This is a genomic window from Roseococcus pinisoli (assembly GCF_018413645.1).
GTDB classification, from domain to species: Bacteria; Pseudomonadota; Alphaproteobacteria; order Acetobacterales; family Acetobacteraceae; genus Roseococcus; species Roseococcus pinisoli.
Genome location: NZ_JAHCDA010000001.1, coordinates 548,653 through 569,776 on the forward strand (window position 1 = coordinate 548,653; position 21,124 = coordinate 569,776).

General features: G+C 70.3%; 19 protein-coding genes. 8 read left to right on the forward strand and 11 right to left on the reverse strand.

From position 1 onward, the window contains the following. Positions 1–94 precede the first annotated feature (94 nt). A complete protein-coding gene (locus KHU32_RS02605) occupies positions 95–1,258 on the forward strand; it encodes a mandelate racemase/muconate lactonizing enzyme family protein (protein WP_213668474.1) in 1,164 nt (387 codons plus the stop codon). A 15-nt stretch (positions 1,259–1,273) separates the two neighbouring features. Here KHU32_RS02605 and KHU32_RS02610 read toward each other — a convergent pair whose 3' ends face one another. The 4 genes from KHU32_RS02610 to KHU32_RS02625 are packed head-to-tail and all read right to left on the reverse strand — an operon-like array spanning position 1,274 to position 4,879. Further along, entirely contained in the window at positions 1,274–1,987 is a 714-nt protein-coding gene (locus KHU32_RS02610; RefSeq protein ID WP_213668475.1) for an ATP-binding cassette domain-containing protein, read from the reverse strand. Further along, positions 1,987–3,246, reverse strand: a complete 1,260-nt coding sequence (gene devC / locus KHU32_RS02615; RefSeq protein WP_213668476.1) for an ABC transporter permease DevC — start codon at positions 3,244–3,246, stop codon at positions 1,987–1,989. The genes KHU32_RS02610 and devC overlap by 1 nt, the downstream gene beginning before the upstream one ends. Next, on the reverse strand, positions 3,243–4,295 hold the full coding sequence (locus KHU32_RS02620; protein ID WP_213668477.1) for an efflux RND transporter periplasmic adaptor subunit: 1,053 nt from the start codon (positions 4,293–4,295) through the stop codon (positions 3,243–3,245). The genes devC and KHU32_RS02620 overlap by 4 nt, the downstream gene beginning before the upstream one ends. Further along, the gene (locus tag KHU32_RS02625) at positions 4,292–4,879 is read right to left on the reverse strand and encodes a TetR/AcrR family transcriptional regulator (protein WP_213668478.1); all 588 of its coding nucleotides are present in this window, start codon (positions 4,877–4,879) and stop codon (positions 4,292–4,294) included. The genes KHU32_RS02620 and KHU32_RS02625 overlap by 4 nt, the downstream gene beginning before the upstream one ends. A 213-nt stretch (positions 4,880–5,092) precedes the next feature. On the opposite strand from KHU32_RS02625, the gene KHU32_RS02630 reads away from it, so the two are divergent. After that, on the forward strand, positions 5,093–5,470 hold the full coding sequence (locus KHU32_RS02630) for a hypothetical protein (RefSeq protein ID WP_213668479.1): 378 nt from the start codon (positions 5,093–5,095) through the stop codon (positions 5,468–5,470). 121 nt (positions 5,471–5,591) lie between these two features. On the opposite strand, the gene lpxK is transcribed toward KHU32_RS02630, so the two are convergent. From lpxK to KHU32_RS02645, 3 genes are read right to left on the reverse strand one after another with little or no spacing between them, the layout of a single operon-like run. Then, positions 5,592–6,539: a tetraacyldisaccharide 4'-kinase gene (lpxK, locus tag KHU32_RS02635; protein WP_213668480.1), complete on the reverse strand. Its 948-nt coding sequence runs from the start codon at positions 6,537–6,539 to the stop codon at positions 5,592–5,594. Positions 6,540–6,599: 60 nt separating this feature from the next. Then, entirely contained in the window at positions 6,600–7,871 is a 1,272-nt protein-coding gene (locus KHU32_RS02640; RefSeq protein WP_213668481.1) for a 3-deoxy-D-manno-octulosonic acid transferase, read from the reverse strand. Further along, positions 7,868–8,551 (reverse strand): lysophospholipid acyltransferase family protein, encoded by a 684-nt coding sequence (locus KHU32_RS02645; RefSeq protein ID WP_213668482.1) that lies wholly within the window; start codon positions 8,549–8,551, stop codon positions 7,868–7,870. Before KHU32_RS02645 ends, KHU32_RS02640 begins: the two co-directional genes overlap by 4 nt. Positions 8,552–8,694: 143 nt before the next feature. On the opposite strand from KHU32_RS02645, the gene KHU32_RS02650 reads away from it, so the two are divergent. Further along, the gene (locus KHU32_RS02650) at positions 8,695–9,396 is read left to right on the forward strand and encodes an SDR family oxidoreductase (protein ID WP_213668483.1); all 702 of its coding nucleotides are present in this window, start codon (positions 8,695–8,697) and stop codon (positions 9,394–9,396) included. A 12-nt stretch (positions 9,397–9,408) separates the two neighbouring features. Here KHU32_RS02650 and tldD read toward each other — a convergent pair whose 3' ends face one another. The 3 genes from tldD to KHU32_RS02665 form a co-directional block, all read right to left on the reverse strand. Then, positions 9,409–10,845, reverse strand: a complete 1,437-nt coding sequence (gene tldD, locus KHU32_RS02655) for a metalloprotease TldD (RefSeq protein WP_213668484.1) — start codon at positions 10,843–10,845, stop codon at positions 9,409–9,411. Between the two features lie 85 nt (positions 10,846–10,930). Continuing rightward, positions 10,931–15,442 carry a PAS-domain containing protein gene (locus tag KHU32_RS02660; protein WP_213668485.1) on the reverse strand — a complete coding sequence of 1,504 codons (4,512 nt, stop codon included), beginning with the start codon at positions 15,440–15,442 and terminating at the stop codon, positions 10,931–10,933. Then, positions 15,439–16,527, reverse strand: a complete 1,089-nt coding sequence (locus KHU32_RS02665; RefSeq protein ID WP_213668486.1) for a COX15/CtaA family protein — start codon at positions 16,525–16,527, stop codon at positions 15,439–15,441. The genes KHU32_RS02660 and KHU32_RS02665 overlap by 4 nt, the downstream gene beginning before the upstream one ends. 107 nt (positions 16,528–16,634) lie before the next feature. Here KHU32_RS02665 and KHU32_RS02670 point away from each other — a divergent pair, with 107 nt between their 5' ends. Next, positions 16,635–17,357, forward strand: a complete 723-nt coding sequence (locus KHU32_RS02670) for a glycosyltransferase family 2 protein (protein WP_213668487.1) — start codon at positions 16,635–16,637, stop codon at positions 17,355–17,357. Between the two features lie 10 nt (positions 17,358–17,367). Continuing rightward, the gene (locus tag KHU32_RS02675) at positions 17,368–18,054 is read left to right on the forward strand and encodes a TVP38/TMEM64 family protein (protein ID WP_213668488.1); all 687 of its coding nucleotides are present in this window, start codon (positions 17,368–17,370) and stop codon (positions 18,052–18,054) included. 14 nt (positions 18,055–18,068) lie between these two features. On the opposite strand, the gene KHU32_RS02680 is transcribed toward KHU32_RS02675, so the two are convergent. Then, positions 18,069–18,353, reverse strand: coding sequence for an usg protein (locus KHU32_RS02680; RefSeq protein WP_213668489.1), 285 nt, complete (start codon positions 18,351–18,353; stop codon positions 18,069–18,071). A 281-nt stretch (positions 18,354–18,634) separates the two neighbouring features. Here KHU32_RS02680 and groES point away from each other — a divergent pair, with 281 nt between their 5' ends. The 3 genes from groES to KHU32_RS02695 all read left to right on the forward strand — a co-directional run bounded on the left by groES (position 18,635) and on the right by KHU32_RS02695 (position 21,090). Further along, positions 18,635–18,922, forward strand: a complete 288-nt coding sequence (gene groES / locus KHU32_RS02685) for a co-chaperone GroES (RefSeq protein WP_213668490.1) — start codon at positions 18,635–18,637, stop codon at positions 18,920–18,922. Between the two features lie 48 nt (positions 18,923–18,970). After that, the gene (gene groL, locus KHU32_RS02690; RefSeq protein ID WP_213668491.1) at positions 18,971–20,614 is read left to right on the forward strand and encodes a chaperonin GroEL; all 1,644 of its coding nucleotides are present in this window, start codon (positions 18,971–18,973) and stop codon (positions 20,612–20,614) included. A 275-nt stretch (positions 20,615–20,889) separates the two neighbouring features. Beyond that, complete coding sequence (locus KHU32_RS02695; protein ID WP_213668492.1) at positions 20,890–21,090, forward strand: cold-shock protein; 201 nt, start codon at positions 20,890–20,892, stop codon at positions 21,088–21,090. Positions 21,091–21,124: the final 34 nt, after the last annotated feature.

Consider the following 21,124-nt stretch of genomic DNA (forward strand, 5'->3'; position numbering starts at 1 on the left):
AATCGCCGCGCCCCGGACTCGCCAGGCCAGGGGATATGCGCAAGCAATAGGGGCAAGAGGCCTGGGGATACCGGGCCCAGCAGGAGGACGCGCCTTGAAGATCACGAAGGTCGAGCCGTTGCACGTCGGCCAGTTCATGTACGTGAAGGTCGAGACGGATGCGGGGATCACCGGCGTCGGCGAGGCCGGGATCTGGGGCCATATCCAGGCGGCGGCGACCGCGATCAGCCGCTTCGGCGAATACCTTGTCGGCAAGCGCGCCGAGGATATCGAGCACCACTGGAACGTCATGCATCGCTTCAGCTACTTCCAGGGGCTGGCGATCAACGCGGCGATCTCGGCCATCGACATCGCGCTCTGGGACATCAAGGGCCAGGCGCTGGGCGTGCCGATCTACGAGCTGCTCGGCGGGCCGGCGCGCAAGAAGGCGCGCATCTACGGCCACATCTACGAGAAGACGATCGAGCTGATGCTGGAGGAATGCCAGCGCAAGATGGAGGCCGGCTTCAACGCCTTCGGCCATCTCAACCCCTTCCTCGACGAGGGGCATGACCAGATCTACTTCAAGACCCACGTGAAGAAGATGCGCGACGCCATCGACAACACGCGCCGCATGCGCGAGGTCGTGGGCGACCGCGTGGACCTGCTCATCGAGGTGCATCGCCGGCTGACGGTGGCCGAGGCCGTCGTCTTCTCGCGCGGGATCGAGGAATTCCACCCGATGTTCATCGAGGACCCGATCCGCCCCGAAGGGCCGGACGCCATGGCCCGTGTCGCGGAGAAGACGCATGTGCCCATCGCGACGGGCGAACGCTTCTCGACCATCTACGAGTTCCAGGCCCTGATGGCGCGCGGCGGCGTGGAATATGCGCGCGTGGACCTCTGCCTCTGCGGCGGCATCACCGGCGGCAAGAAGGTCGCGGCGATCGCCGAGGCGCACCAGGTGCAGGTGGTGCCGCACAACCCGCTCTCGCCCATCGGGCTCGCGGCCTGCCTGCAGCTCGCGGCGGCGGTGCCGAACTTCGCGATCCAGGAATACGCCACGGGCTTCGAATCAGGCCGCTTCACCTCGACCATGAAGCATCTCGGCCACGACGTGGTGGACGAGGTACCGGCGGTGATGAACGGCTTCGTGGACATCCCCTCGCGGCCGGGCCTCGGCATGGCGCTGCTGCCGGATGCGCAGAAGATCCGGCCGCCGGTGGTGAAGCCGATCAGCATGCGGCCGCATTTCGACGGCTTCGTCGTGGATCAGTAATCCGCCGCAGCGGCGCTACGCCGCCTCGCCGCCGACGGTCGCTTCCTGGGCGCCGCTGACGATCCGCCCATCCTCCATCGCGACGATGCGGTCGGCGATGTCCAGGATGCGCGGGTCGTGCGTCACCAGCAGGATGGGCACGCCCCTGCCCTTCGCGAGATCGCGCAGCAGATGCACGACCTCCTGCCCGCTCACCTTGTCGAGCGCGGCCGTCGGCTCGTCGGCCAGGATCAGCCCCGGATCGCCGGCCAGCGCCCGCGCCACCGCGACGCGCTGCCGCTGCCCGCCGGAAAGCTGCGAGGGCGGCTTCTCCGCATGGTCGGCCAGGCCGACCGCCTCCAGCATCTCGCCGGCGCGCTTCAGCCGCTGCGTCTCGTTGAGCCCGCCATCGAGCTCCATCGCCATGGCGACGTTCTGCCGCGCCGTGAGGAAGCCCAGCAGGTTGTGGTTCTGGAAGATGAAGCCGATGCGCCGGCGCAGCCGCACGCGCTCCGCCTCGGAGGCGCCCGAAAGCTCCTGCCCCAGCACGCGGGCCGTGCCGTCCTGCATCGCGCGCAGCGCGCCGATCAGCGTGAGCAGCGTCGTCTTGCCCGAGCCGGAGGGGCCGGTGAGTAGCACGATCTCGCCGGGGGCGATGGTGAGGTCGACGTCGCGCAGCACCGCGCGCCGGAGCTCGCCCGCGCCATAAGCGAAGGTGATGCTTTTCAGATCGACGGGAGGCGCGGCCATCAGAACATGTCCGCTGGATTGGCGTCGCGCAGCTTGCGGACCGCCAGCATGCCCGCGATGGCGCACATGCCGAAGATGAGCAGGAACACGACGGCAGCCCGCGAGGGATACATGACCAGCGGTAGGAAGGTCGCCTTGCCCACCATGTCGTAGAGCAGCCAGGAGAGCCCCAGGCCCGGCACGAAGCCGATGATGGCGAGGATGAGGGCGGAGCCCATCACCACCCGCGCCAGATAGCCGTTGGAATAGCCCATCGCCTTCAGCGTCGCGTATTCCGAGATGTGGCTCGCAATGTCGGAGAAGAGGATCTGGTAGACGATCACCATCCCGACCACGAGGCCCATCAGGCTGCCGAAGACGAAGATGAAGCCGATCGGCGTGCCGTTCTCCCAGTAGGAACGCTCATGCGCCACGAGCTCCTCGTGGCTCAGCACCAGCACGTCGCCGGGCAGCAGGGCGCGCAGCCTCTCGCGCACCGCGGCGCGGTCGGCCCCCGCGCGCAGCTTGATCGCTACGAGGTCCGTGTTGGAGGCACCGCGCTCCACGACACGGCGGAAATTCGTCTCGCTCATCACGACGTTGCCGTCGGCGCCGAAGCTGGGCCCGATCTCGACGAGGCCGACCAGCTCCATCCGCCGCACGCCCAGCTGCACGTCGAAGGAACCGCGCTCGGCGAAGAGGCGCCCGATCGGGCCGAATTCCGGACGGGAGCGCGTGTCGAAGGCCAGCGTATCGGGCCGCTTGAGCGCCTCCACGATGCCGGCGAGGCCGGGGAAATCCACCGCGCCGGCGCCGGCGTCTAGGCCGATGAGCTGCACGGCGCGCCGCCGCCCCGTCTCCGGATTCCGCCAGGTGCTTTGCGCCAGATAGAGCGGCACGGCGAGCTCGACATCGGGATCGGCGAGGGTCTGGTAGGCGCGCACGCGCGGCAGCGGTTCGGGCCGGAAGCTGGCATCCGTCATCGGATGGACGAGGAAGATGTCGGCCCGCATGGCGCCGAGCAGGTTCGTCGCGCTGTCGAAGAGCGCGCCGCGGAAGCCCAGCTGCATGAAGACCAGCACGGAAGCGAACATCACCCCCGCCATCGCGGCGAAAAGTCGCGATTTTTCCGCGCGCAGCTGCCGCCAGGCCAGGCGCAGCGGCAGCCGCAGTGCGTCGGCGAGGGCGGGCGCAGGTTTGGCGGCGGCCGCGGGCGCCTCCTCACCATTGCGCTCGGGCGCCCAGGGCAGCAGCTTCGTGGGGTTGGCGATCTCGTTCATCGCGCGGCCACCGGCAGGTCATTGGCCCGGATGGCGACCTGCACCTGCATATTGGTCCGCCGGCGCAGCAGCGCGACCCCTTCGTCCGAAAGCGTCAGCCGCACCTCGACGGTGCGGGAATCCACCGCCGCGACGGGATCCGTGCCGGCCTGGGTGGTGCGCCGCACCTGCCAGCCGATCTCGCGCACGGTCGCGGCCACGCGGCGATTCTCGCCAGGGACCACGATCTCGGCGGGCGCGCCCACGCGCAGGCGGGGGAGATCCGTCTCGAAGACGTCCGCCACCACGTCGAGCCGCGTGAGGTCGGCCATCTCCATCAGCCCGTCGCTGCCCACCTGGTCGCCGGGCCGCGCGAAGATGCGCAGGATGGTGCCGGGCACGGGGGCCTCGACGCGCGAGAGCCGCGCATCGGCCTCCGCCTTGGCCAGCGCGGCCTCCGCCGCGGCGACCCGTGCCTCGGCAAGCTGGATGTCCTCAGTGCGCGCGGTGGAGAGGGTCACCAGGTCGGCCTCGGCCTGCGCCCGGTCGGCAGCGAGGCGGGTGACCGCGAAGCGGTTGCGCTCGGCCACCGCCTCGGAGCCGGCGCCCGAGGGAACCAGCCGGTCGGTGCGGAGGGCGTCGCGGCGCGCGATTTCCTCCTGGGCGGCGAGGCTCGCGATCCGGGCACGCTGGGCAGCGATCTCGCTGGCGCGCCCGGCCTCGCGGGTCCGCCGCAGGGCGGTGCGCTGCTCCTCGAGAGAAGCGCGGTTCTGCGCGACGGTGGCGTCCTTCAGCGCGGCATCCGCGAATTCGGCGACCACCTGGCCGGCCTGCACCTCGTCGCCCTCCTGGACCAGCAGGCGGTCCAGCCGGGTGACGGCCATGCCGCCGGGCTGATTGAGCTTGCGCACGCGCGAAGCGGGCTCGACGCGCCCCAGCGCACCAACCCCCGGGGAAGGCGCCGGCGCGGCCGCCACCGGCGGGGGCGGCTCGTGACGGGGCGCGAGAGCGTACCATCCGCCCGCGCCCAGGGCGGCAAGCGCCACGGCGCCCAGCAGCCAGCGCTTCATGTGCCCGACTCCAGGAGCGAGGTGAGCGCGGTGCGGAAGGCCCGCTGCTCCTCTCCGTCCAACTCGTACATGCCGAAGATGCGCGACATGAAGAAACCGTCGCAGGCGGCCATGACGGCCAGGGCATGGCCGGGCCGCAGCCCGTCCTCGCTGAGCTTCTCGCGGATGCGGGCGAAGACCTCGCGGATCGGGTCGAGCAGCGCGGGATCGTGGTGGAAGGCGGCGAGGAAGATCGCGGCGGCGCGCTGATGCAGCTCCGAGACCGTCTCCGGGTGATCGAAGGTCCGGGCCAGCATGGCGCGGGTGGTGCGCCCGCGGCCGGGCGGCTGGCGCGCCAGATCCTCGTGGAACTCCGTCTCGATGCAGGTCGCCAGCCGCGCGAGCAGGCCGACGAGCAGCGCCTCCTTGGAACCGAAATGGTAGAGCAGCCCGCCCTTCGAGACCCCCGCCTCGCGGGCGGCGGCGTCCAGCGTCAGGGCCGCCACGCCCCTGGCCTGCACGATGACTTCGACGGCATCGAGGATGCGGGTGCGGGCATCGGTCGCGGGCGGTCGGGAGGCAGCGGGAGGGTTCGCATCAACCATGCCATTTAACTATACCGTCCAGACGGTTTGTCAAGAAATCGGCCGATGATCCCTCTGTTTTCACGGGCCATGGGATCGTCGGCGTGAACGCCGGCGGCCGCCTGCGGTTTCGAAAATGGCGCGGCCATGCCGCCTCGCGATGCCCGGCAGGCTGCCTTTGCCACCCGGAATGAAATCTATATGCTCGCGCAAACACCTCGCGAGGAGACCTCAATGTTCCGTCGTCCGATGTTTGCCGTGTGCCTGGCCGTGATGGCTGCTTCGCCGGCCTTCGCGCAGAAGAGCGCACCCAGCACCGGTGGAAGCCCCGGCGGCAATCCGGGTTTCCGGCTGGAGAACAGCACGTCGAACATCATCAACAACGTCTATGCGTCGCCCACCTCCAACAACAGCTGGGGCAATGATCGCCTCGGCTCGAACGAGGTGATCCAGGCGGGCGCCAGCCGTGATTTCCAGCTGCCTCCGGGCGAGTGCATGTACGACGTCCGCGTCGTCTACCAGGGCGGCGTCGCCGAGGAGCGGCGGCGGGTCAACGCCTGCACCGAGCGCACCGTGGTCCTGCCGATGGCCGCTCAGCGCCTGGTCCGCTAGGGGCATTACCCGATCAGATGGAAGCATCTGGTCGGGTAAAACGCCCGAAAACAAAGAGTTGTTGCGTTTTCCGTGAGCCCCGGCGACCAGAAATCCGACGGATCGGTGGGGGCCTGAGCGATCAGGCCCCCGCCATCTCCCCCGTCATCGCGCGGTCCAGCAGGGCCTCGAGTTGGGCGGGATCTTCCCATTGCAGCGTGACGCTGACCACGCGGACCTGGTTCTGGAATTCCGCCGGAATCCGCACCCAGTCCTTCCGGGTCGTCACCGGGATCGCGCCCAGGGATTCCGCCTGGGCCAGCAGCGTCCGCATATCCCCGGCATCGAAGGGATAGTGATCGGCAAAGGCCTCGCTGCCCGCCACCACCGCCCCGCCCAACCGCAGCGTCGCGAAGAACTTCCGCGGATTGCCGATGCCGCAGAAGGCGAAGACGTTCTTGCCGGCCAGCTCCGCCATTTCCGGCCCCGAGATCGAGACTGCGCGCAGCACCGGCAGGCCCGGCGGCAGCATCGCCAGCGCGCCATGCTCGTCCTGGCCGATCAGCACGGCCGCGACGCAGCGTGAGGCGGCCTCGGCCACCTTCTCCCGCAGAGGCCCCGCCGGAATCACCCGCCCGTTCCCGAAGCCGAAGCTGCCATCGATGGTCAGCAGGGAGATCGTCTTGTCGAGGGTGGGGTTCTGCAGCCCGTCATCCATGACGATGGCGGCGGCCCCGGCCTCCACGGCGCGGCGCGCGCCCTCGGCGCGGTCGGCGCTCACCCAGGTCGGCGCCAGGGCCGCGAGCAGCAGGGCCTCGTCGCCCACCACCTCGCTGCCCTGCTTCGCGGGCTCGACCCGGATGGGGCCCTTCACGCTGCCGCCATAGCCGCGCAGGAGGAAATGGCTGTTCACCCCGCGCGCCGCCAGGCGACGGCCGATATCGATGGCCAGGGTGGTCTTGCCCGCGCCGCCGGCGGTCACCGCGCCGCAACAGATCACGGGGATAGGGGCGTGCCAGCCGGGCCGGGCCATGCGCCGGGCGGTTGCCCCGGCATAGATCGCAGCGACGGGCGAGAGCAGCAGGGGCATGATTCCCCCCCGGCGTCCCCAGAAATCGGGCGCTTTGATGCTGATGCTCCAGTCCTCTCTCTAAGCCCTCTCCGCCGCCTTGGCCGGCCGCAGATCCAGGAGCGCCCCCGCCAGCCGGCCCGGAAGGCCAGTGGCGGCGGAAACCACACGGGCGGCCGCCTCCGCAAGGCCGGCACCCCTCTCCGGATGCGTTAGCATATCTGCAACGGCCGCCGCCAGCGCGCCCGCATCGGGCAGCTGGCGGGCCGCGCCCGCGGCCAGGAGGGTCGCGGTCGCGTCCGTGAAATTCCCCATATGTGGGCCGAAGATCACCGGGCAGCCCAGCCGCGCCGCCTCCAGCGGATTCTGGCCGCCATGCGGCACCAGGCTGCCCCCGATCAGGGCGATGGAGGCCAGGCGGTAGAAGAGGCCGAGCTCGCCGATCGTATCGGCGACATAGGTCGGACCGGGACCGGGCAGCGCGCCCTCGGCGCGGCGCGGGGCCTCGGCCAGGGCCGCGATCGCCGCACCACGCTCAGGGTGGCGCGGCACGATGATGGTCAGCAGTTCCGGGAAGCGCGGCGCCAGCTCCCGCGCCGCGGCCAGCACCAGCTCATCCTCGCCCGGATGCGTGCTGGCGGCGAGCAGGACCGGGCGCGGGCCGATGGCCTCCTTCAACGCCTGCAGCTTCGCAGGGTCGGCCGGCAGCGGCTCTGCCGCGAGCTTGAGGTCGCCCGCCGGGGCCAGGCACCTGGCACCCAGCGCCTCCAGGCGCTCGGCGTCCTCGGGGGAGCGCGGCACGATCACCGTGAAGCGGTTCAGCAGGCGGCGGATCAGCCAGCCTCCGAAGCTGCGCCAGCGGCGGAAGGAGCGCGCTGAGATGCGGGCGTTCAGCAATGCCATCGGAATGCCGCGTGCCGCGCAGGCGCCCAGCAGGTTGGGCCAGAGCTCGCTCTCGACGAAGCAGGCCGCATCCGGCCGCCAGCCGTCCAGGAAGCGGGCCACCCAGGCCGGAACGTCAAGCGGGACGTAACGGTGGATCACCCGGGCTGCCGCGGCGGGCGAAAGGCGTTGCGGCAGCAGCCCGGCCGAGGTGACGGTGCCGGTGGTGACGAGCAGATGCAGGGCCGGATCGCGGGCGAGGAGCGCGTCGATCAGCGGCAGGATGGCCAGCGTCTCGCCCACGCTGGCCGCATGCAGCCAGAGGAGAGGCCCCGCCGGGCGGTCCGCCCCATGGCCCTCGCGCTCCGGCAGGCGGCCCTCTTCCTCCTTGCCCTGGCGCAGTCGGCGCCGGAGGTTCCAACGCAGCGCCGGGGCGGCGAGGGTCGCGGCGATCCGCCAGGCGCGGCTCATGCGCGCGGCAGCCCGATGGCCGCATCGGCCGCGTCGCAGGCGGCGTCCATGCCGGCGGAGACGAGCGGCAGCGCCGCCTCGGCCCCGTCCCTTGGGACCAGGATGGGCGCGCCCACCACCAGCACGCCGCGCGCGAAGGGCAGCGGGATGACCATGCGGTCCCAGCTCCGCAGCGCGATGCCGCGCGAGCTGCGGCCCGCCACGGGCAGGACCGGCTTGCCGCTCATCGCCGCCAGCTGGGCCACGCCGGGAGCGGCCTGACGGCGCGGGCCGCGCGGCCCGTCCGGGGTGATGCCGACGAAGGCGCCGCCGCGCAGCAGGCGCATCAGCGCGAGCATGCCCGCCGCGCCGCCCTTGGAGGAGGAGGCATGGACCATGGTCAGGTCGAAGCGGTTCACGACGGCGCCGATGAAGCGGCCGTCGCGGTGGCGGGAGACGAGGACATGGCCGGTGCCGAGCCCCGCGCGCGCCTGGCCGAGCTTCCAGAGCTTGGGCATGACGGGAAGGTTCTCGTGCCAGAAGGCGGCGATGACCGTGCCATGCGCGGCGAAGGCGGCATCGATATGCTCGCCGCCGATCAGGCGCCACCGCGTCGTCCGATAGACCAGGGCAAGGTAGAGCCCCAGCAGATGCGCGGCGCAGGCCTGGAAGGTGGGGTGGCGCGTCAGCCGGCGCAGCATGCGGAACGATCAGGCATTTTCCTAGCAGCGCGGTCGCACGGCAGCGCCCAGGATGCAAGTGCAAGACCTCCCACCCTGCCCCGCGCCCCTTGCTGCGGCCCCGTCGCCCTGCGACGTTTGCGCGAACCAGGGAGGGATTTCGGATGGTCGAGAAAGTGGCGATCGTGACGGCCGGCGGCAGCGGCATGGGGGCGGCTACGGCGCGGAAGCTGGCGGCCGACGGGTATCGCGTGGCGATCCTCTCCTCCTCCGGCAAGGGCGAGGCGCTGGCGACCGAGCTGGGCGGGATCGGCGTCACCGGCTCCAACCAGTCCAATGACGACCTGAAGCGGCTGGTGGATCTGACCATGGCGCGCTGGGGCCGGATCGACGCCCTGGTGAACAGTGCCGGCCATGGCCCGCGCGCGCCGGTGCTGGACCTGACCGACGAAGACTGGCACCGCGGCCTCGACGTCTACTTCCTCGGCGCCGTGCGGCCGACGCGGCTGGTCACGCCCATCATGCAGGCCCAGAAGTCCGGCGCGATCGTGAACATCTCGACCTTCGCGGCCTTCGAGCCGGATCCCGTCTTCCCGACCTCGGGCGTCTTCCGCGCCGGGCTCGCGGCCTACACGAAGCTCTTCGCGGACCGCTACGCGGCCGAGAACATCCGCATGAACAACATCCTGCCGGGCTTCATCGACAGCCTGCCGGAAAAGGCGGAGTTCCGCGGCCGCATCCCCATGGGCCGCTACGGCCGCAGCGCGGAGATCGCGGCCACCATCGCCTTCCTGCTCTCGGAAGGCGCCGGCTACATCACCGGCCAGAACCTCCGCGTCGACGGCGGCATCACGCGCTCGGTCTGAGGGGCGGCCCCCTCAGATCCGCGTGCCGCCCACGGTCAGCCCGGTCATCTTCAGGGTGGGCTGACCGACGCCCACCGGCACGCCCTGCCCCTGCTTGCCGCAGGTGCCGATGCCGGGATCCATGGCACTGTCATTGCCGATCATCGAGACCTTGGTCATCGCATCCGGCCCGTTGCCGATCAGCGTCGCGCCCTTCACGGGCGCGCCGATCTTGCCGTCCTCGATGATATAGGCCTCGCTCATCGAGAAGACGAACTTGCCGGAGGTGATGTCCACCTGGCCGCCGCCGAAGTTCACGGCGTAGATGCCCTTCTTCACGCTGCCGATGATCTCCTCCGGCGAGGCGTCGCCGCCCAGCATGATGGTGTTGGTCATGCGCGGCATCGGGCTGTGCGCGTAGCTCTGCCGGCGGCCGTTGCCGGTCGGCATCACGCCCATCAGCCGCGCGTTCTGCCGGTCCTGGATGAAGCCGCGCAGGATGCCGTCCTCGATCATCACGGTGCGCCCGGTGGGCGTGCCCTCGTCGTCCACGGTGAGACTGCCGCGACGGTCGGCGATGGTGCCGTCATCCACCACGGTCACGCCGGGGGCGGCGATCCGCCGGCCCAGCAGCCCCGCGAAGGCCGAGGTCTTCTTGCGGTTGAAGTCGCCCTCCAGCCCATGGCCGATCGCCTCGTGCAGCAGGATGCCGGGCCAGCCCGGGCCGAGCACCACCTCGGTCTCGCCGGCCGGCGTCGGCACGGCCTCGAGGTTCACGAGTGCCTGGCGCAGCGCCTCCTTCACGCCGCGCTGCCAGCCGCCATCGTCCAGCACGCGCGCATAGGCGAAGCGGCCGCCCGTGCCGTAGCTGCCGGTCTCGCGCCGGCCATCCTGCTCGACCACCAGGCTCACGCTGAAGCGGATCAGCGGCCGCAGATCGGCCACGCGCAGCCCGTCCGGCCGGACGATCTGCACCGCCTGCCATTCGCCGGTCAGCGAGGCCATCACCTGCGTCACGCGCGGATCCAGCGCGCGGGCATAGGCATCGAGCTCCAGCAGCAGCGCGGTCTTCTCCGCGAAGCCCATGGCGCTCAGCGGATTGGCGGCGTCATAGAGCTGCGTGTTGGTCGCCCGCGGCCCGACATCCAGCGTGCCGCTGCGGCCCTGCTTCACCGCGCCGACGGTGGCGGCAGCGCGCTCCAGCGCCGCGTCGGTGATCTCGCCGGAATGCGCATAGCCCGCCGCCTCGCCCTGGATGGCGCGCAGGCCGAAGCCGCGCGCGGTGTCGTAGCTGGCGGAACGGATGCGGCCGTCCTCCAGGCTGATGGCCTCGCTCTCGCGATACTCGAAGAAGAGCTCGCCATCCTCGGCACCCTGGGTGGCGTCGCGCAGGCGGCGCTTCGCGGCCTCGGGATCGAGCTCCGCATAGAAGAGGCGGTCGGTGACAGCGAGCGGGGTATCGAGCGGCATGGGATCTTCCGTCCAGGAGGCGGCGGCGCCTCCGTCATAGGTGTTCAGCGCAGGCCCTTCGCGCAAGGACCCTTCGCGCGGGAGGTCACGGGGCGGCGGGGGCAAGCCCCGGGCGGTCCGCCTCGACGATCTTGTCCACGGGGAAGTGGAGGCGCGCGGTGGTACCGATGCCGGGCTTGCTCTCCAGCACCAGGGTGCCGCCCTGCGCCTCGGTCAGCGCACGGCAGAGATGCAGGCCGAGGCCGGAGCCCGGGAAGCGCCGCGCCAGGGCGCTGTCGATCTGCGTGAAGGGCTCGAACACCCGCGACAGATCGGCCGCGGCGATGCCGATCCCCGTGTCGGCCACCTCGATGGTGAGGCCGGCGGTATCGGCGCGGGCGCGCATCGCGATCTCGCCGCCCGCCGGGGTGAACTTCGTGGCATTGCTGAGCAGGTTCAGCAGCACCTGGCGCAGCCGGCGCTCATCGGCGTGCAGGCGCGGCAGCGCAGCCGGCAGGTCGGTGGCGAGCAGCAGCTTTCCGCTGGCCGCCGCCGCGCCGATCATCCGCACGACGCTTTCGAAGACAGGGCCCAGCGTGACCGTCTCGACGACCACGGGAAGGCTGCCGCTCTCGGCGCGGGTAATGTCCAGGATGTCGTCGATCAGCGAGAGAAGGTGCCGCCCCGCCTCCTGGATGGCGGCCGAGAATTCCTCGATCTGCTCGGGCGAGGAACGGCCGTTCAGCACCTCCGAGAAACCGATCACCGCGTTCAGTGGCGTGCGCAGCTCATGGCTCATGGTGGCGAGGAAGCGCGACTTGGCGCGGTTCGCCGATTCCGACGCCGCCCGCGCGCCCTCGAGCTCCGAGCGGATGCGGCGGTCCTCGGTGACGTCGGTATAGGTGATGACCCAGCCGCCATCCGGCGTCGGATCAGAGACGACCTCCATGATCGCGCCGTTGGGCCGCGTGCGGATGGACTGGATCGGCTTGCTGCGTGGATGCGCGCGGATCAGATCGGCGTGCCCGCGCGCCTCCTCGCCCGTGCCGTACTCGCCCCGCTCGTAGAGCATCCCGATCATCGCCTCGAAGCTCATGCCGATCGGCAGGAGGGCTTCCGGAAGCTCCAGCATCTCAAGGAGCTTGGCGTTGGAGGCGACGAGACGCCCTCCCGCGTCGAAGAGCGCGATGCCATGGCGGATATTGCCGAGCATGACGCCCAGGATCTCGGCGCGCCGCGCCGCCTCGGCCTCCGCGCGCACGACGGCGGTGACGTCGGTCTGCGACACCACGAAGCCGCCATCGGGCGTCGGGTCGGAGCTGACGATGAGCGTGCGTCCACCCTTCGCCTGCCGCCGGTTCCGGTGCGGGATGCTCCGGTCCAGCGCGCTCAACCGCTCGAGGTTGCGCCGCCCCGCCTCGCCCTCGCCGAGATTGCCGGAGAGCGCCTGGACCTCGAGGTTCTCTTCCAGGGTCCGACCGACCCAGATCCCGAGATCGTCGATCTCGCTGAACTCCGAGGCCAGCGCGTTATAGGCCACCAGCCGCCGGTCCGCGCTGTAGAGCAGGATGCCTGAGGTATTGTTCTCGAGCATCGTCTTGAGGATGCCGGCCCGCTGCTCCGCCTCGGCCTCCGCGCGCACCAGGGCGGTGATGTCCGCGATGGAGACGACGTAGCCGCCATCCGGCGTGGGGTCGGAGGCGATGTCGAGGCGCCGGCCGTCCGGCAGGTTGCGCTGCGTGCGATGCGCCACGCTGCGGTCCAGGTTCCTGAAGTGGCTGACCCAGCCGGCGGCATTCTCGCCGGGGCTGGAGAAGACCCCGCGCGCGAGCTGCGCCTCCAGGATTTCATGCTGCGGCGTGCCGGGGACGAGCCGGTCCGCGACCCCCATCAGCTCGCCGGCAAGCGCATTGGCGGCCACCAGGCGCTTGTCGCGGTCGAAGAGCGCGATGCCCTGGTGGTTGTTGTCCAGCATCACCTGCAGGATGCCGGCGCGGCGCTGCGCCTCCTCCCGCGCGAGCACGAGCTCCGTCACGTCCGAGGCGGAGACGACGTAGCCGCCGTCGCTGGCCGGGTCGGAGATCATGTCCAGCACCGAGCCGTCGGACCGGCGCCACTGGTAGCGATGCCGCTGGCGGCGATCCAGGCTGCGCAGGAAGGCGGCACCCTCGGGATCGCCGTCGGGGGCGATGCCGTCGACCCTGCGTTGCCCCGCGATGACCTCGGCATGGCTGATGCCGATCATCGACATGCCGTCGGCGAAGCCCGCGAGGCGCGCCGCGACGTCATTGGCGGCGACGACGCGCGTCTGGGCGTCGTAGAGCGTGATCGCCTGATGGGTGGCGTTCAGCGTCGTGGTCAGCACGCCGGCGCGCCGTTTCAGCTCGCGCTCGGCGACGACGCGCGCGGTGATGTCGGTGAGGGTGAGGACGAAGCCGCCGCCGGGCACCGGGCTCGTCACCAGCTCCAGCTCGGTGCCGTCGGGGCGGCGACGCCGCATCGCGCCCCAAGGGGCGTTGAGGGCTTCGGAAACGAGGCGTTCCGCGACATCGGCACAACCGAACTCGCCCGCGGCCGCCTGGGCACGAAGGATCTCGCTATCCAGCATCCCCGGGCGGAGCGATGCGCCGAGCCCCATCAGGTCGCCGCAGAGCGCATTCGCCGCGAGCAGCCTGCTTTCGGCGTCGAACAGCGCGATGCCGTGGCGCATATTGTCCAGCATGGCCTGCACCATGGCGGCATGCGCGGCGGCTTCCTCCTGCGCCCGGGTGAGCGCGGTGATGTCCGTGAAGCTGCGGATGCAGCCGCCCTCGGGCGTGGGATCCGAACGGACCTCGACCACCGTGCCGTCCGGCCGGCGGCGCGTGTAGTTGCCGAGCCGCGTGCGGGACGTCGGATCGCCGTCCTGGGTGTATTCCCCGCTCTCGATCTGAAGGTTCCGCAGCGCGTCGAAATGCACGCCCGGGACCATGTCCTCGCGCGGAATCCCGGCCATGTCGGCGCCGAGCGCATTGGCGGTGATCATATGGCCCGCGGCGTCGTAGAGGATGACGCCGTGGCGCATGTTGTCGAGCACGGTCTGCAACGTCGCGGCGCGGCGGGTCGCCTCGGCCTCCGCCGCGACCTGCCCGGTCACGTCGGTATAGCTGCGGACGAAGCCGCCACCGGGCAGCTTGTCGGTCACGACCTCGATCGTCATGCCCTGGCTGTTGCGCCGGTGGTAACGGTCGGGCCCGTAGAGGCCGACACGACGCCGCTCCGCGAGGAAGGCCTCCGCCGTTTCGCCGGCACCATGCCCGCCGGCGGCGAATTGCAGCCGGCGCAGTTCCTCCAGCGTCGTGCCCGGCTGGAAGCTCTCGGCCGGGATGCCGCACAGCTCGGCCGCGAGGCGGTTGGAGGCGATGACGCGCTCCTGCGCGTCGAACATCACGATGCCGTGCCGCGTGCTCTCGATCATGGTCGAGAAAAGCTCGATCCGATCGCGGATCTCGGCCTGGGCGTGCTGAAGCTCGGTGACGTCGGTCACGACCATGGCGTGGCCGCCGCCGGGAAGCGGCACGCTGCGGTTGACGGTGGTCACGCCGCTCGCGCTCTGCTCGAAGCTATAGGGCGCGGCGACGAGGGGAAGGCGGCGGTTCACTTCCGCCTCGGGGTCGACGCCCCGCCCGAAATAACCGGCCAGCGCGCGGCGCATCAGGATGTCGCGCAGGTGGTCGCCCACCGAGATGGGGCTGTGCGCCAGGATCCGGTTATAGGCCGGATTCACCAGCGTGCAGCGCAGGTCGGGCCCGTAGACGGCGACGCCCACCGGCAGCGCGTGCATCAGCGCGTCGTGCCGGGCGATGCGGCGCCGGGCCTCCTGCTCCGCATCGTGCTTCTCGCTGATGTCGGTGAGCTCGGCGAGCCAGCCGCCATCGGGCATGGGCTGGTTGTCGACGCGCAGCGTCCGGCCATCGGGCTTCGAACGCTCGAAGCGCGCGGTGATCGCCTGGGGATAGGCCGAAAGGCGCGCGGAGCTGTGCTGCGCCATCTCCGCATCGAACTCGCCGGCCTCGTACTGGCGCTGGACGATCTCGGTGACCGTCATGCCCTCGCGCACCGCGTCCGGGGGAAGGCCGACCATCTCGGCATAGGCCGGGTTGCTCAGGATCAGGTGGCGCTCGGAATCATACTGCGCGACGCCGGTGCCGAGGCGGGACAGCACCTCGGAGACGGCACGCATCCGGGCCTCCGCCGCCTCGCCCGCCTCCACGAGCTCCGAGACGTCGGCGAGGCAGAGAAGCCGGCCGCCGCCCGGCAGGGGCGCCAGGCGCAACTCCAGCCCGCGCCCCGTGGCGTCGCGCAGCAGGCGCCGGGGATGGCGCTCCGGCGCCAGCTCCAGGAGCTCAGCCAGCCGCGCCTCGGCATCCCCCTCGCCCAGCACGCCCTGGACGGCCAGGAGGCGCAGGACCGCCTGTTCCGCCGTGCCGGGGGGCAGCTCCGTCGTGCGCATGCCCAGCAGGTCGAGCATCGCGCCATTCACGAGAATGAGGCGGCCCTCCCCGGAAAAGGCCATCAGCGCGATCGGCAGCGCCGCCAGCGTTTCCGCCTCAGGCGCGTCGATCTCGCCGGAACTCATGGAGCCGGTTCACGCAGCGCGTGCCAGGCGCAGAGGCCGGCCGCGAGCACGCCGACCGCCAGCGCCTGATGCGCGGTGCCGAGCGCCGGCGGGACCACGCTCAGCAGCGTGGCGATGCCGAGCGCGTATTGCGCGGCCACCGCGCCGGCCATGACGAACACCGCGCGGCGGGCGAAGCCGTCCGGCAGGCGGCGCCAGGCGGCGATGGTGGCGCCCACCATCGCCAGCGCCGTCAGCGTTGCCACGAGCCGGTGGTTGAACTGCACGGCCGCGATATTGGCCGTCAGGTTCCGCCAGAGGGGATCGAGGTCGAGGTAGCCGGCCGGCACGAGGCGCCCGTCCATCAGCGGGAAGGTGTTGTAGGTGAAGCCCGCCCGGATGCCGGCGACGAAGCCGCCCGCCAGCATGGTCAGCGCGGCCAGCCAGAAGGCGGCCAGGACCTGCCGGCGGACCTTGCCCGTGGCGGGCCCCGCGGCGCCGACGGCCGGCCGGCCGCGCAGCAGGTCGAGCGCCGTCCAGACGATGGCGGCGAAGAGCAGGAAGGCCATGCCGAGGTGGATCACGAGCCGGTAGGGCGAGACGGTGGTGCGGTCGGCCTCGAAGCCCGAGGCCACCATGAACCAGCCGATCGCCCCCTGCATGCCGCCCAGCACGAAAAGGAGCCCGAGCCGCGGCATCAGCCCGCGCGGGATCTGCCCGCGCCACCAGAACCACAGGAAGGGTAACAGATAGGCGAAGCCGAGCAGGCGCCCCCAGAAACGGTGGATCCACTCCAGCCAGAAGATGCGCTTGAAGCCCTCGATCCCGAAGCCGGCATTCACCAGCTCGTATTGCGGGATGGTCCGGTACAGGTTGAAGAGCCGCTGCCACTCGGCCTCGGAAAGCGGCGGCAGCATCCCCGCGACCGGCGCCCATTCCATGATGGAGAGGCCGGAGCCCGTCAGGCGCGTGGCGCCGCCGAGGGCGATCATCACCCAGATGGCGGCCGCAACCGCCAGCAGCCAATAGGCCACCGCGCGTGAGGAGGTCTCCTCGGCCCGGACAGCGGGGGAAGCAGGGGAATGGCGGCGGACGTCTAACGGCATCTGCTCGGTATAATAGCGATCTTTCCGCTTGGCAGCCCAAGGGAAATCCGCGGCTGCGGCGAGGGGCCGGGCTTGTGGCCGGGGCGCGGCGCTGGTAACGCGCGCCGATGTCCGCCGCACCGCTCGTTTCGGTCGTCATTCCCGTGCGGAACGAGGCCCCGAACATCGCCCCGCTCGTCGCCGAGATCGAGGCCGCCCTGGCCGGCGTCGCGCACGAGATCGTCTATGTCGACGACGGCTCCACGGACGATACCCCCCGTGTGCTGGCGGAGGTCGCCGCCTCCGAGGTGCCGCTGCGCTGGCTCCGGCACCGGGCGAGCTGCGGGCAGTCGGCCGCCGTGGTTACCGGCGTGAAGGCGGCACGCGGCACCTGGATCGCAACCCTGGACGGTGACGGCCAGAACGACCCGGCCGATATCCCGAACCTCCTGGACCGCGCCCAGCGCGAGGGCGGCGGCGACATCCTGGTTGCCGGGCACCGGGTGAGCCGGAAGGACACCTGGGTGAAGCGGCGCTCCTCGCGGATCGCCAACGGCGTCCGCTCCCGCCTGCTGCGCGACGCCACGCCCGATACCGGCTGCGGGCTGAAGCTCTTCCCCCGCGCCCTTTTCCTGGGCTTCCCGCATTTCGACCACATGCATCGCTACCTCCCGGCCCTGGCGCTGCGTGCCGGCGCGCGGGTGGTGAGCGAGCCCGTGAACCATCGCCCCCGGGTGCGCGGCGTCTCCAACTACGGCACGCTCGACCGGCTGGCCGTGAGCCTGCTGGACCTCATCGGGGTCGCCTGGCTCCAGCGGCGGGGCAAGCGCCCCGAGGTCGAGGAACCGTGACGGGCCTCCCATGAGCTGGGCCGCCCTCGGCCGCTTCCTGCTCATGGCCGCCGGCCTGGCCCTCGGCGGGCTGCTCCTGCGCCTGCTGGGCGCGGCGCCCGGCACGGCCTGGGTGGACCTCTATATCCGCGACCAGGGGCTGCTCGGCGAAAGCCTGTTCCTCCTGATCGGCGCGGCTGCCCTGGCGGCCGGCCTTCCCCGGCAGGCCGTGGCCTTCCTGGGTGGCTATGCCTTCGGCACGGTGGTCGGCGTCGGCCTCGCGCTGGCGGCGCAGCTCCTCGGCTGCGCCATCGCCTTCTTCTGGGCGAGCGCCGTGGGGCGCGCCTGGGCGGAGCGGCGGCTGGCCGGGCGGTTCGGGCCGCAGCTGCGACCGATCGTGGCGCTGCTCCGGGAAAACCCCTTCGGGGCCACCCTGGCGCTCCGGCTCTTCCCGGTGGGGAACAACCTGGCGCTGAACCTGCTGGCTGGGATGTCCGGCATCCCGGCCGTCGCCTTCCTCAGTGCCTCGCTGCTGGGCTACGTGCCACAGACGGTGGTCTTCGCGCTGCTCGGCAAGGGCGTGCGGGTGGACGGCGCCTGGCAGCTGGTCCTCTCCGGCCTGCTGCTGGCCATCAGCATCGGCCTCGGCGTCTGGCTGATGCGGCGGCACCGGGCCGGCCGGGCGGTGGGCGACGAGGCCAGCTTCAAGGGGCCATAGCCCCCTCTCCCGGCTCAGTGCAGCGTGAACACCCCGTTGGAGTAGCGCAGCTCAGCCGGCCGGATCAGCGCCTCGCTGGCCACGCGGACGGAGTGCAGCGGCCCCTCGATCTCCCGGCGCCAGAAGTCCAGGAAGCGCGCCAGCTCGGGGAATTCCGGCGCCAGGTCGTGCTTCTGCCAGATGAAAGTCTGAAGGACGGCGGGGTGGTCCGGCATGCCGTAGAGCACTTCGGCGGTCATCAGCCGCCAGTCGGGATGCCAGCCGGAAGGGCGGACCACGGGCACCAGAGCTTCGAACATGCGTTCCGACCTCCTTCGCTGATCAATCGCGTCCGGCCGGCCCCTCCTCTGCGGCGATTCCCAGGGGCCGGACAGGAATGTCAGCCTGGCATGCCAGGCGGGAACGATTCCATAAATTTCTTTCTATTACAGCGCATTAGCACTCTAACCCCGAGAGTGCTGCTTCTTGCCTTGACTCATACCGGGGCGCCTCTTAGACCCTTTGGCACTCCCCGACGCCGAGTGCCATTACCCGGCGGAGGGAGCTACCCAGCCCTGATTATTCAGGAGGAAAGAGCCCCATGAAGTTTCGTCCCCTGCACGACCGCGTCCTCGTTCGCCGCATCGCGGCCGAAGAGAAGACGGCGGGCGGCATCATCATCCCCGACAACGCCAAGGAAAAGCCGCAGGAAGGCGAAGTCCTCGCCGTCGGCGCTGGCACGATCTCCGAGAAGGGCGATGTCCGCCCGCTCGACGTCAAGGCGGGCGACCGCATCCTGTTCGGCAAGTGGTCCGGCACGGAAGTGAAGATCGACGGCGAAGAGCTGCTGATCATGAAGGAATCGGACGTGATGGGCATCGTCGCCTAATCAGGCGGCTCCCCTTCTTCGCTCCCACAACATATTTGAGGTGACACAATGGCTGCTAAGGACGTGAAGTTCGGCGCTTCGGCGCGTGAACGTATGATTCGTGGCGTGGACATCCTGGCCGACGCCGTGAAGGTGACGCTGGGTCCCAAGGGCCGCAACGTGGTGATCGACAAGTCCTTCGGTGCCCCGCGCATCACGAAGGACGGCGTGACGGTCGCCAAGGAGATCGAGCTCTCCGACAAGTTCGAGAACATGGGCGCCCAGATGGTGCGCGAAGTGGCCTCGAAGACCAACGACACGGCCGGTGACGGCACGACCACCGCGACGGTTCTGGCCCAGGCCATCGTCCGCGAGGGCGCCAAGGCTGTGGCCGCCGGCATGAACCCGATGGACCTCAAGCGCGGCATCGACAAGGCCGTGGCCGTGGTCGTCGCGGAGCTCGAGGCGAAGACCAAGAAGATCACGACCTCTGCCGAGGTTGCGCAGGTTGGCACGCTGTCGGCCAATGGCGAGACCGAGATCGGCGAGATGATCGCCTCCGCGATGGAGCGGGTCGGCAACGAGGGTGTCATCACCGTCGAGGAAGCCAAGTCCATCCAGACCGAGCTCGACGTCGTCGAGGGCATGCAGTTCGACCGTGGCTACGTCTCCCCGTATTTCATCACGAATGCGGAGAAGATGATCGCGGAGATGGATCAGCCCTACATCCTGATCTTCGAGAAGAAGCTCTCCCAGCTCCAGCCGATGCTGCCGCTGCTCGAGGCCGTGGTGCAGAGCGGCCGTCCGCTCGTCATCATCGCCGAGGACGTGGAGGGCGAGGCCCTGGCGACGCTCGTGGTCAACAAGCTGCGTGGCGGCCTGAAGATCGCGGCCGTGAAGGCTCCGGGCTTCGGCGATCGCCGCAAGGCGATGCTCGAGGACATCGCGATCCTGACCGGTGGCCAGCTGATCTCCGAGGACCTCGGCATCAAGCTCGAGACCGTCACGCTGCAGATGCTTGGCAAGGCCAAGACCATCCGCATCGAGAAGGAGAACACCACGATCGTCGACGGCGCTGGCGAGAAGAGCGAGATCGAGGGCCGTTGCGAGCAGATCAAGGCGCAGATCGAGGAGACCTCCTCGGACTACGACCGTGAGAAGCTGCAGGAGCGCCTGGCGAAGCTCGCCGGTGGCGTGGCCGTCATCCGCGTCGGTGGCAGCACCGAGGTCGAGGTGAAGGAGCGCAAGGACCGCGTGGACGACGCGCTGCACGCGACGCGCGCCGCCGTTCAGGAAGGCATCGTCCCCGGTGGTGGCACGGCGCTTCTGCGCGCCTCGACCAACCTGGGCGGGCTCAAGGGCCTGAACAGCGACGAGCAGGTCGGCATCGAGATCGTCCGCAAGGCGATCCAGGCGCCGGTCAAGCAGATCGCCCAGAACGCCGGCAAGGATGGCGCGGTGATCGCGGGCGAAGTGCTCCGCAGCAACGACTGGGTGTTCGGCTACGACGCGCAGCTCGACGAGTACAAGGACCTGGTGGCCGCCGGCATCATCGACCCGACCAAGGTCGTGCGCACGGCGCTGCAGGATGCGGCCTCGGTCGCCTCGCTGCTCATCACCACCGAGGCGATGGTCGCCGAGAAGCCGGCCAAGTCGGCGGCTCCGGCCGGCGGCCCCGGTGGCATGGGCGGCATGGGCGACATGGACTTCTAAGTCCGGGTCCAAAGCCTGTACCGAATAGGAAGGCGGCCCTCATGGGCCGCCTTCTTTTTTTGTGTAGCCGATTCAACCGGTTCCGGGAGATTTCGGAGGGTGCCTCACTTAGTTGTTTGACTTCCTCCTCCCGTTCTGCGCTTTTGGAGCCTGCCTTCGCTAGCCGTGCCGACCCCAGATACCTCTCCATAGGACGGGCTGGACGCCACAGTTTGTCCGGCCGGAGGAGGCATCTCGTGTCGGAACTCTCCGCACGTATTGATAGGAGAAAGCGGATGGCCACTGGCACCGTCAAATGGTTCAACGCCACCAAGGGTTACGGCTTCATCACGCCGGCCGGTGGCGGCAAGGACGTGTTCGTCCACATCACCGCCGTCCAGGCCGCGGGGCTCCAGGGCCTCAATGACGGCCAGTCGGTGACGTTCGACCTCACCGAGGAGCGCGGCAAGACCGCCGCCGTCAACCTCAAGGTTTGAGACAGATCGAACTCTGAACGAGGCGCGGGCCTGT

Coding starts and splice junctions, on each gene's coding strand:
- KHU32_RS02620 (WP_213668477.1), bottom strand. CDS start 4,295: ATGAAGCGCTGGCTGCTGGGCGCCGTGGCGCTTGCCGCCCTGGGCGCG.
- KHU32_RS02695 (WP_213668492.1), top strand. CDS start 20,890: ATGGCCACTGGCACCGTCAAATGGTTCAACGCCACCAAGGGTTACGGC.
- devC (WP_213668476.1), bottom strand. CDS start 3,246: ATGAACGAGATCGCCAACCCCACGAAGCTGCTGCCCTGGGCGCCCGAG.
- KHU32_RS02675 (WP_213668488.1), top strand. CDS start 17,368: ATGAGCTGGGCCGCCCTCGGCCGCTTCCTGCTCATGGCCGCCGGCCTG.
- KHU32_RS02680 (WP_213668489.1), bottom strand. CDS start 18,353: ATGTTCGAAGCTCTGGTGCCCGTGGTCCGCCCTTCCGGCTGGCATCCC.
- KHU32_RS02650 (WP_213668483.1), top strand. CDS start 8,695: ATGGTCGAGAAAGTGGCGATCGTGACGGCCGGCGGCAGCGGCATGGGG.
- tldD (WP_213668484.1), bottom strand. CDS start 10,845: ATGCCGCTCGATACCCCGCTCGCTGTCACCGACCGCCTCTTCTATGCG.
- KHU32_RS02660 (WP_213668485.1), bottom strand. CDS start 15,442: ATGAGTTCCGGCGAGATCGACGCGCCTGAGGCGGAAACGCTGGCGGCG.
- lpxK (WP_213668480.1), bottom strand. CDS start 6,539: ATGCCCCTGCTGCTCTCGCCCGTCGCTGCGATCTATGCCGGGGCAACC.
- KHU32_RS02625 (WP_213668478.1), bottom strand. CDS start 4,879: ATGGTTGATGCGAACCCTCCCGCTGCCTCCCGACCGCCCGCGACCGAT.
- KHU32_RS02665 (WP_213668486.1), bottom strand. CDS start 16,527: ATGCCGTTAGACGTCCGCCGCCATTCCCCTGCTTCCCCCGCTGTCCGG.
- KHU32_RS02645 (WP_213668482.1), bottom strand. CDS start 8,551: ATGCTGCGCCGGCTGACGCGCCACCCCACCTTCCAGGCCTGCGCCGCG.
- groES (WP_213668490.1), top strand. CDS start 18,635: ATGAAGTTTCGTCCCCTGCACGACCGCGTCCTCGTTCGCCGCATCGCG.
- KHU32_RS02630 (WP_213668479.1), top strand. CDS start 5,093: ATGTTCCGTCGTCCGATGTTTGCCGTGTGCCTGGCCGTGATGGCTGCT.
- groL (WP_213668491.1), top strand. CDS start 18,971: ATGGCTGCTAAGGACGTGAAGTTCGGCGCTTCGGCGCGTGAACGTATG.
- KHU32_RS02610 (WP_213668475.1), bottom strand. CDS start 1,987: ATGGCCGCGCCTCCCGTCGATCTGAAAAGCATCACCTTCGCTTATGGC.
- KHU32_RS02670 (WP_213668487.1), top strand. CDS start 16,635: ATGTCCGCCGCACCGCTCGTTTCGGTCGTCATTCCCGTGCGGAACGAG.
- KHU32_RS02640 (WP_213668481.1), bottom strand. CDS start 7,871: ATGAGCCGCGCCTGGCGGATCGCCGCGACCCTCGCCGCCCCGGCGCTG.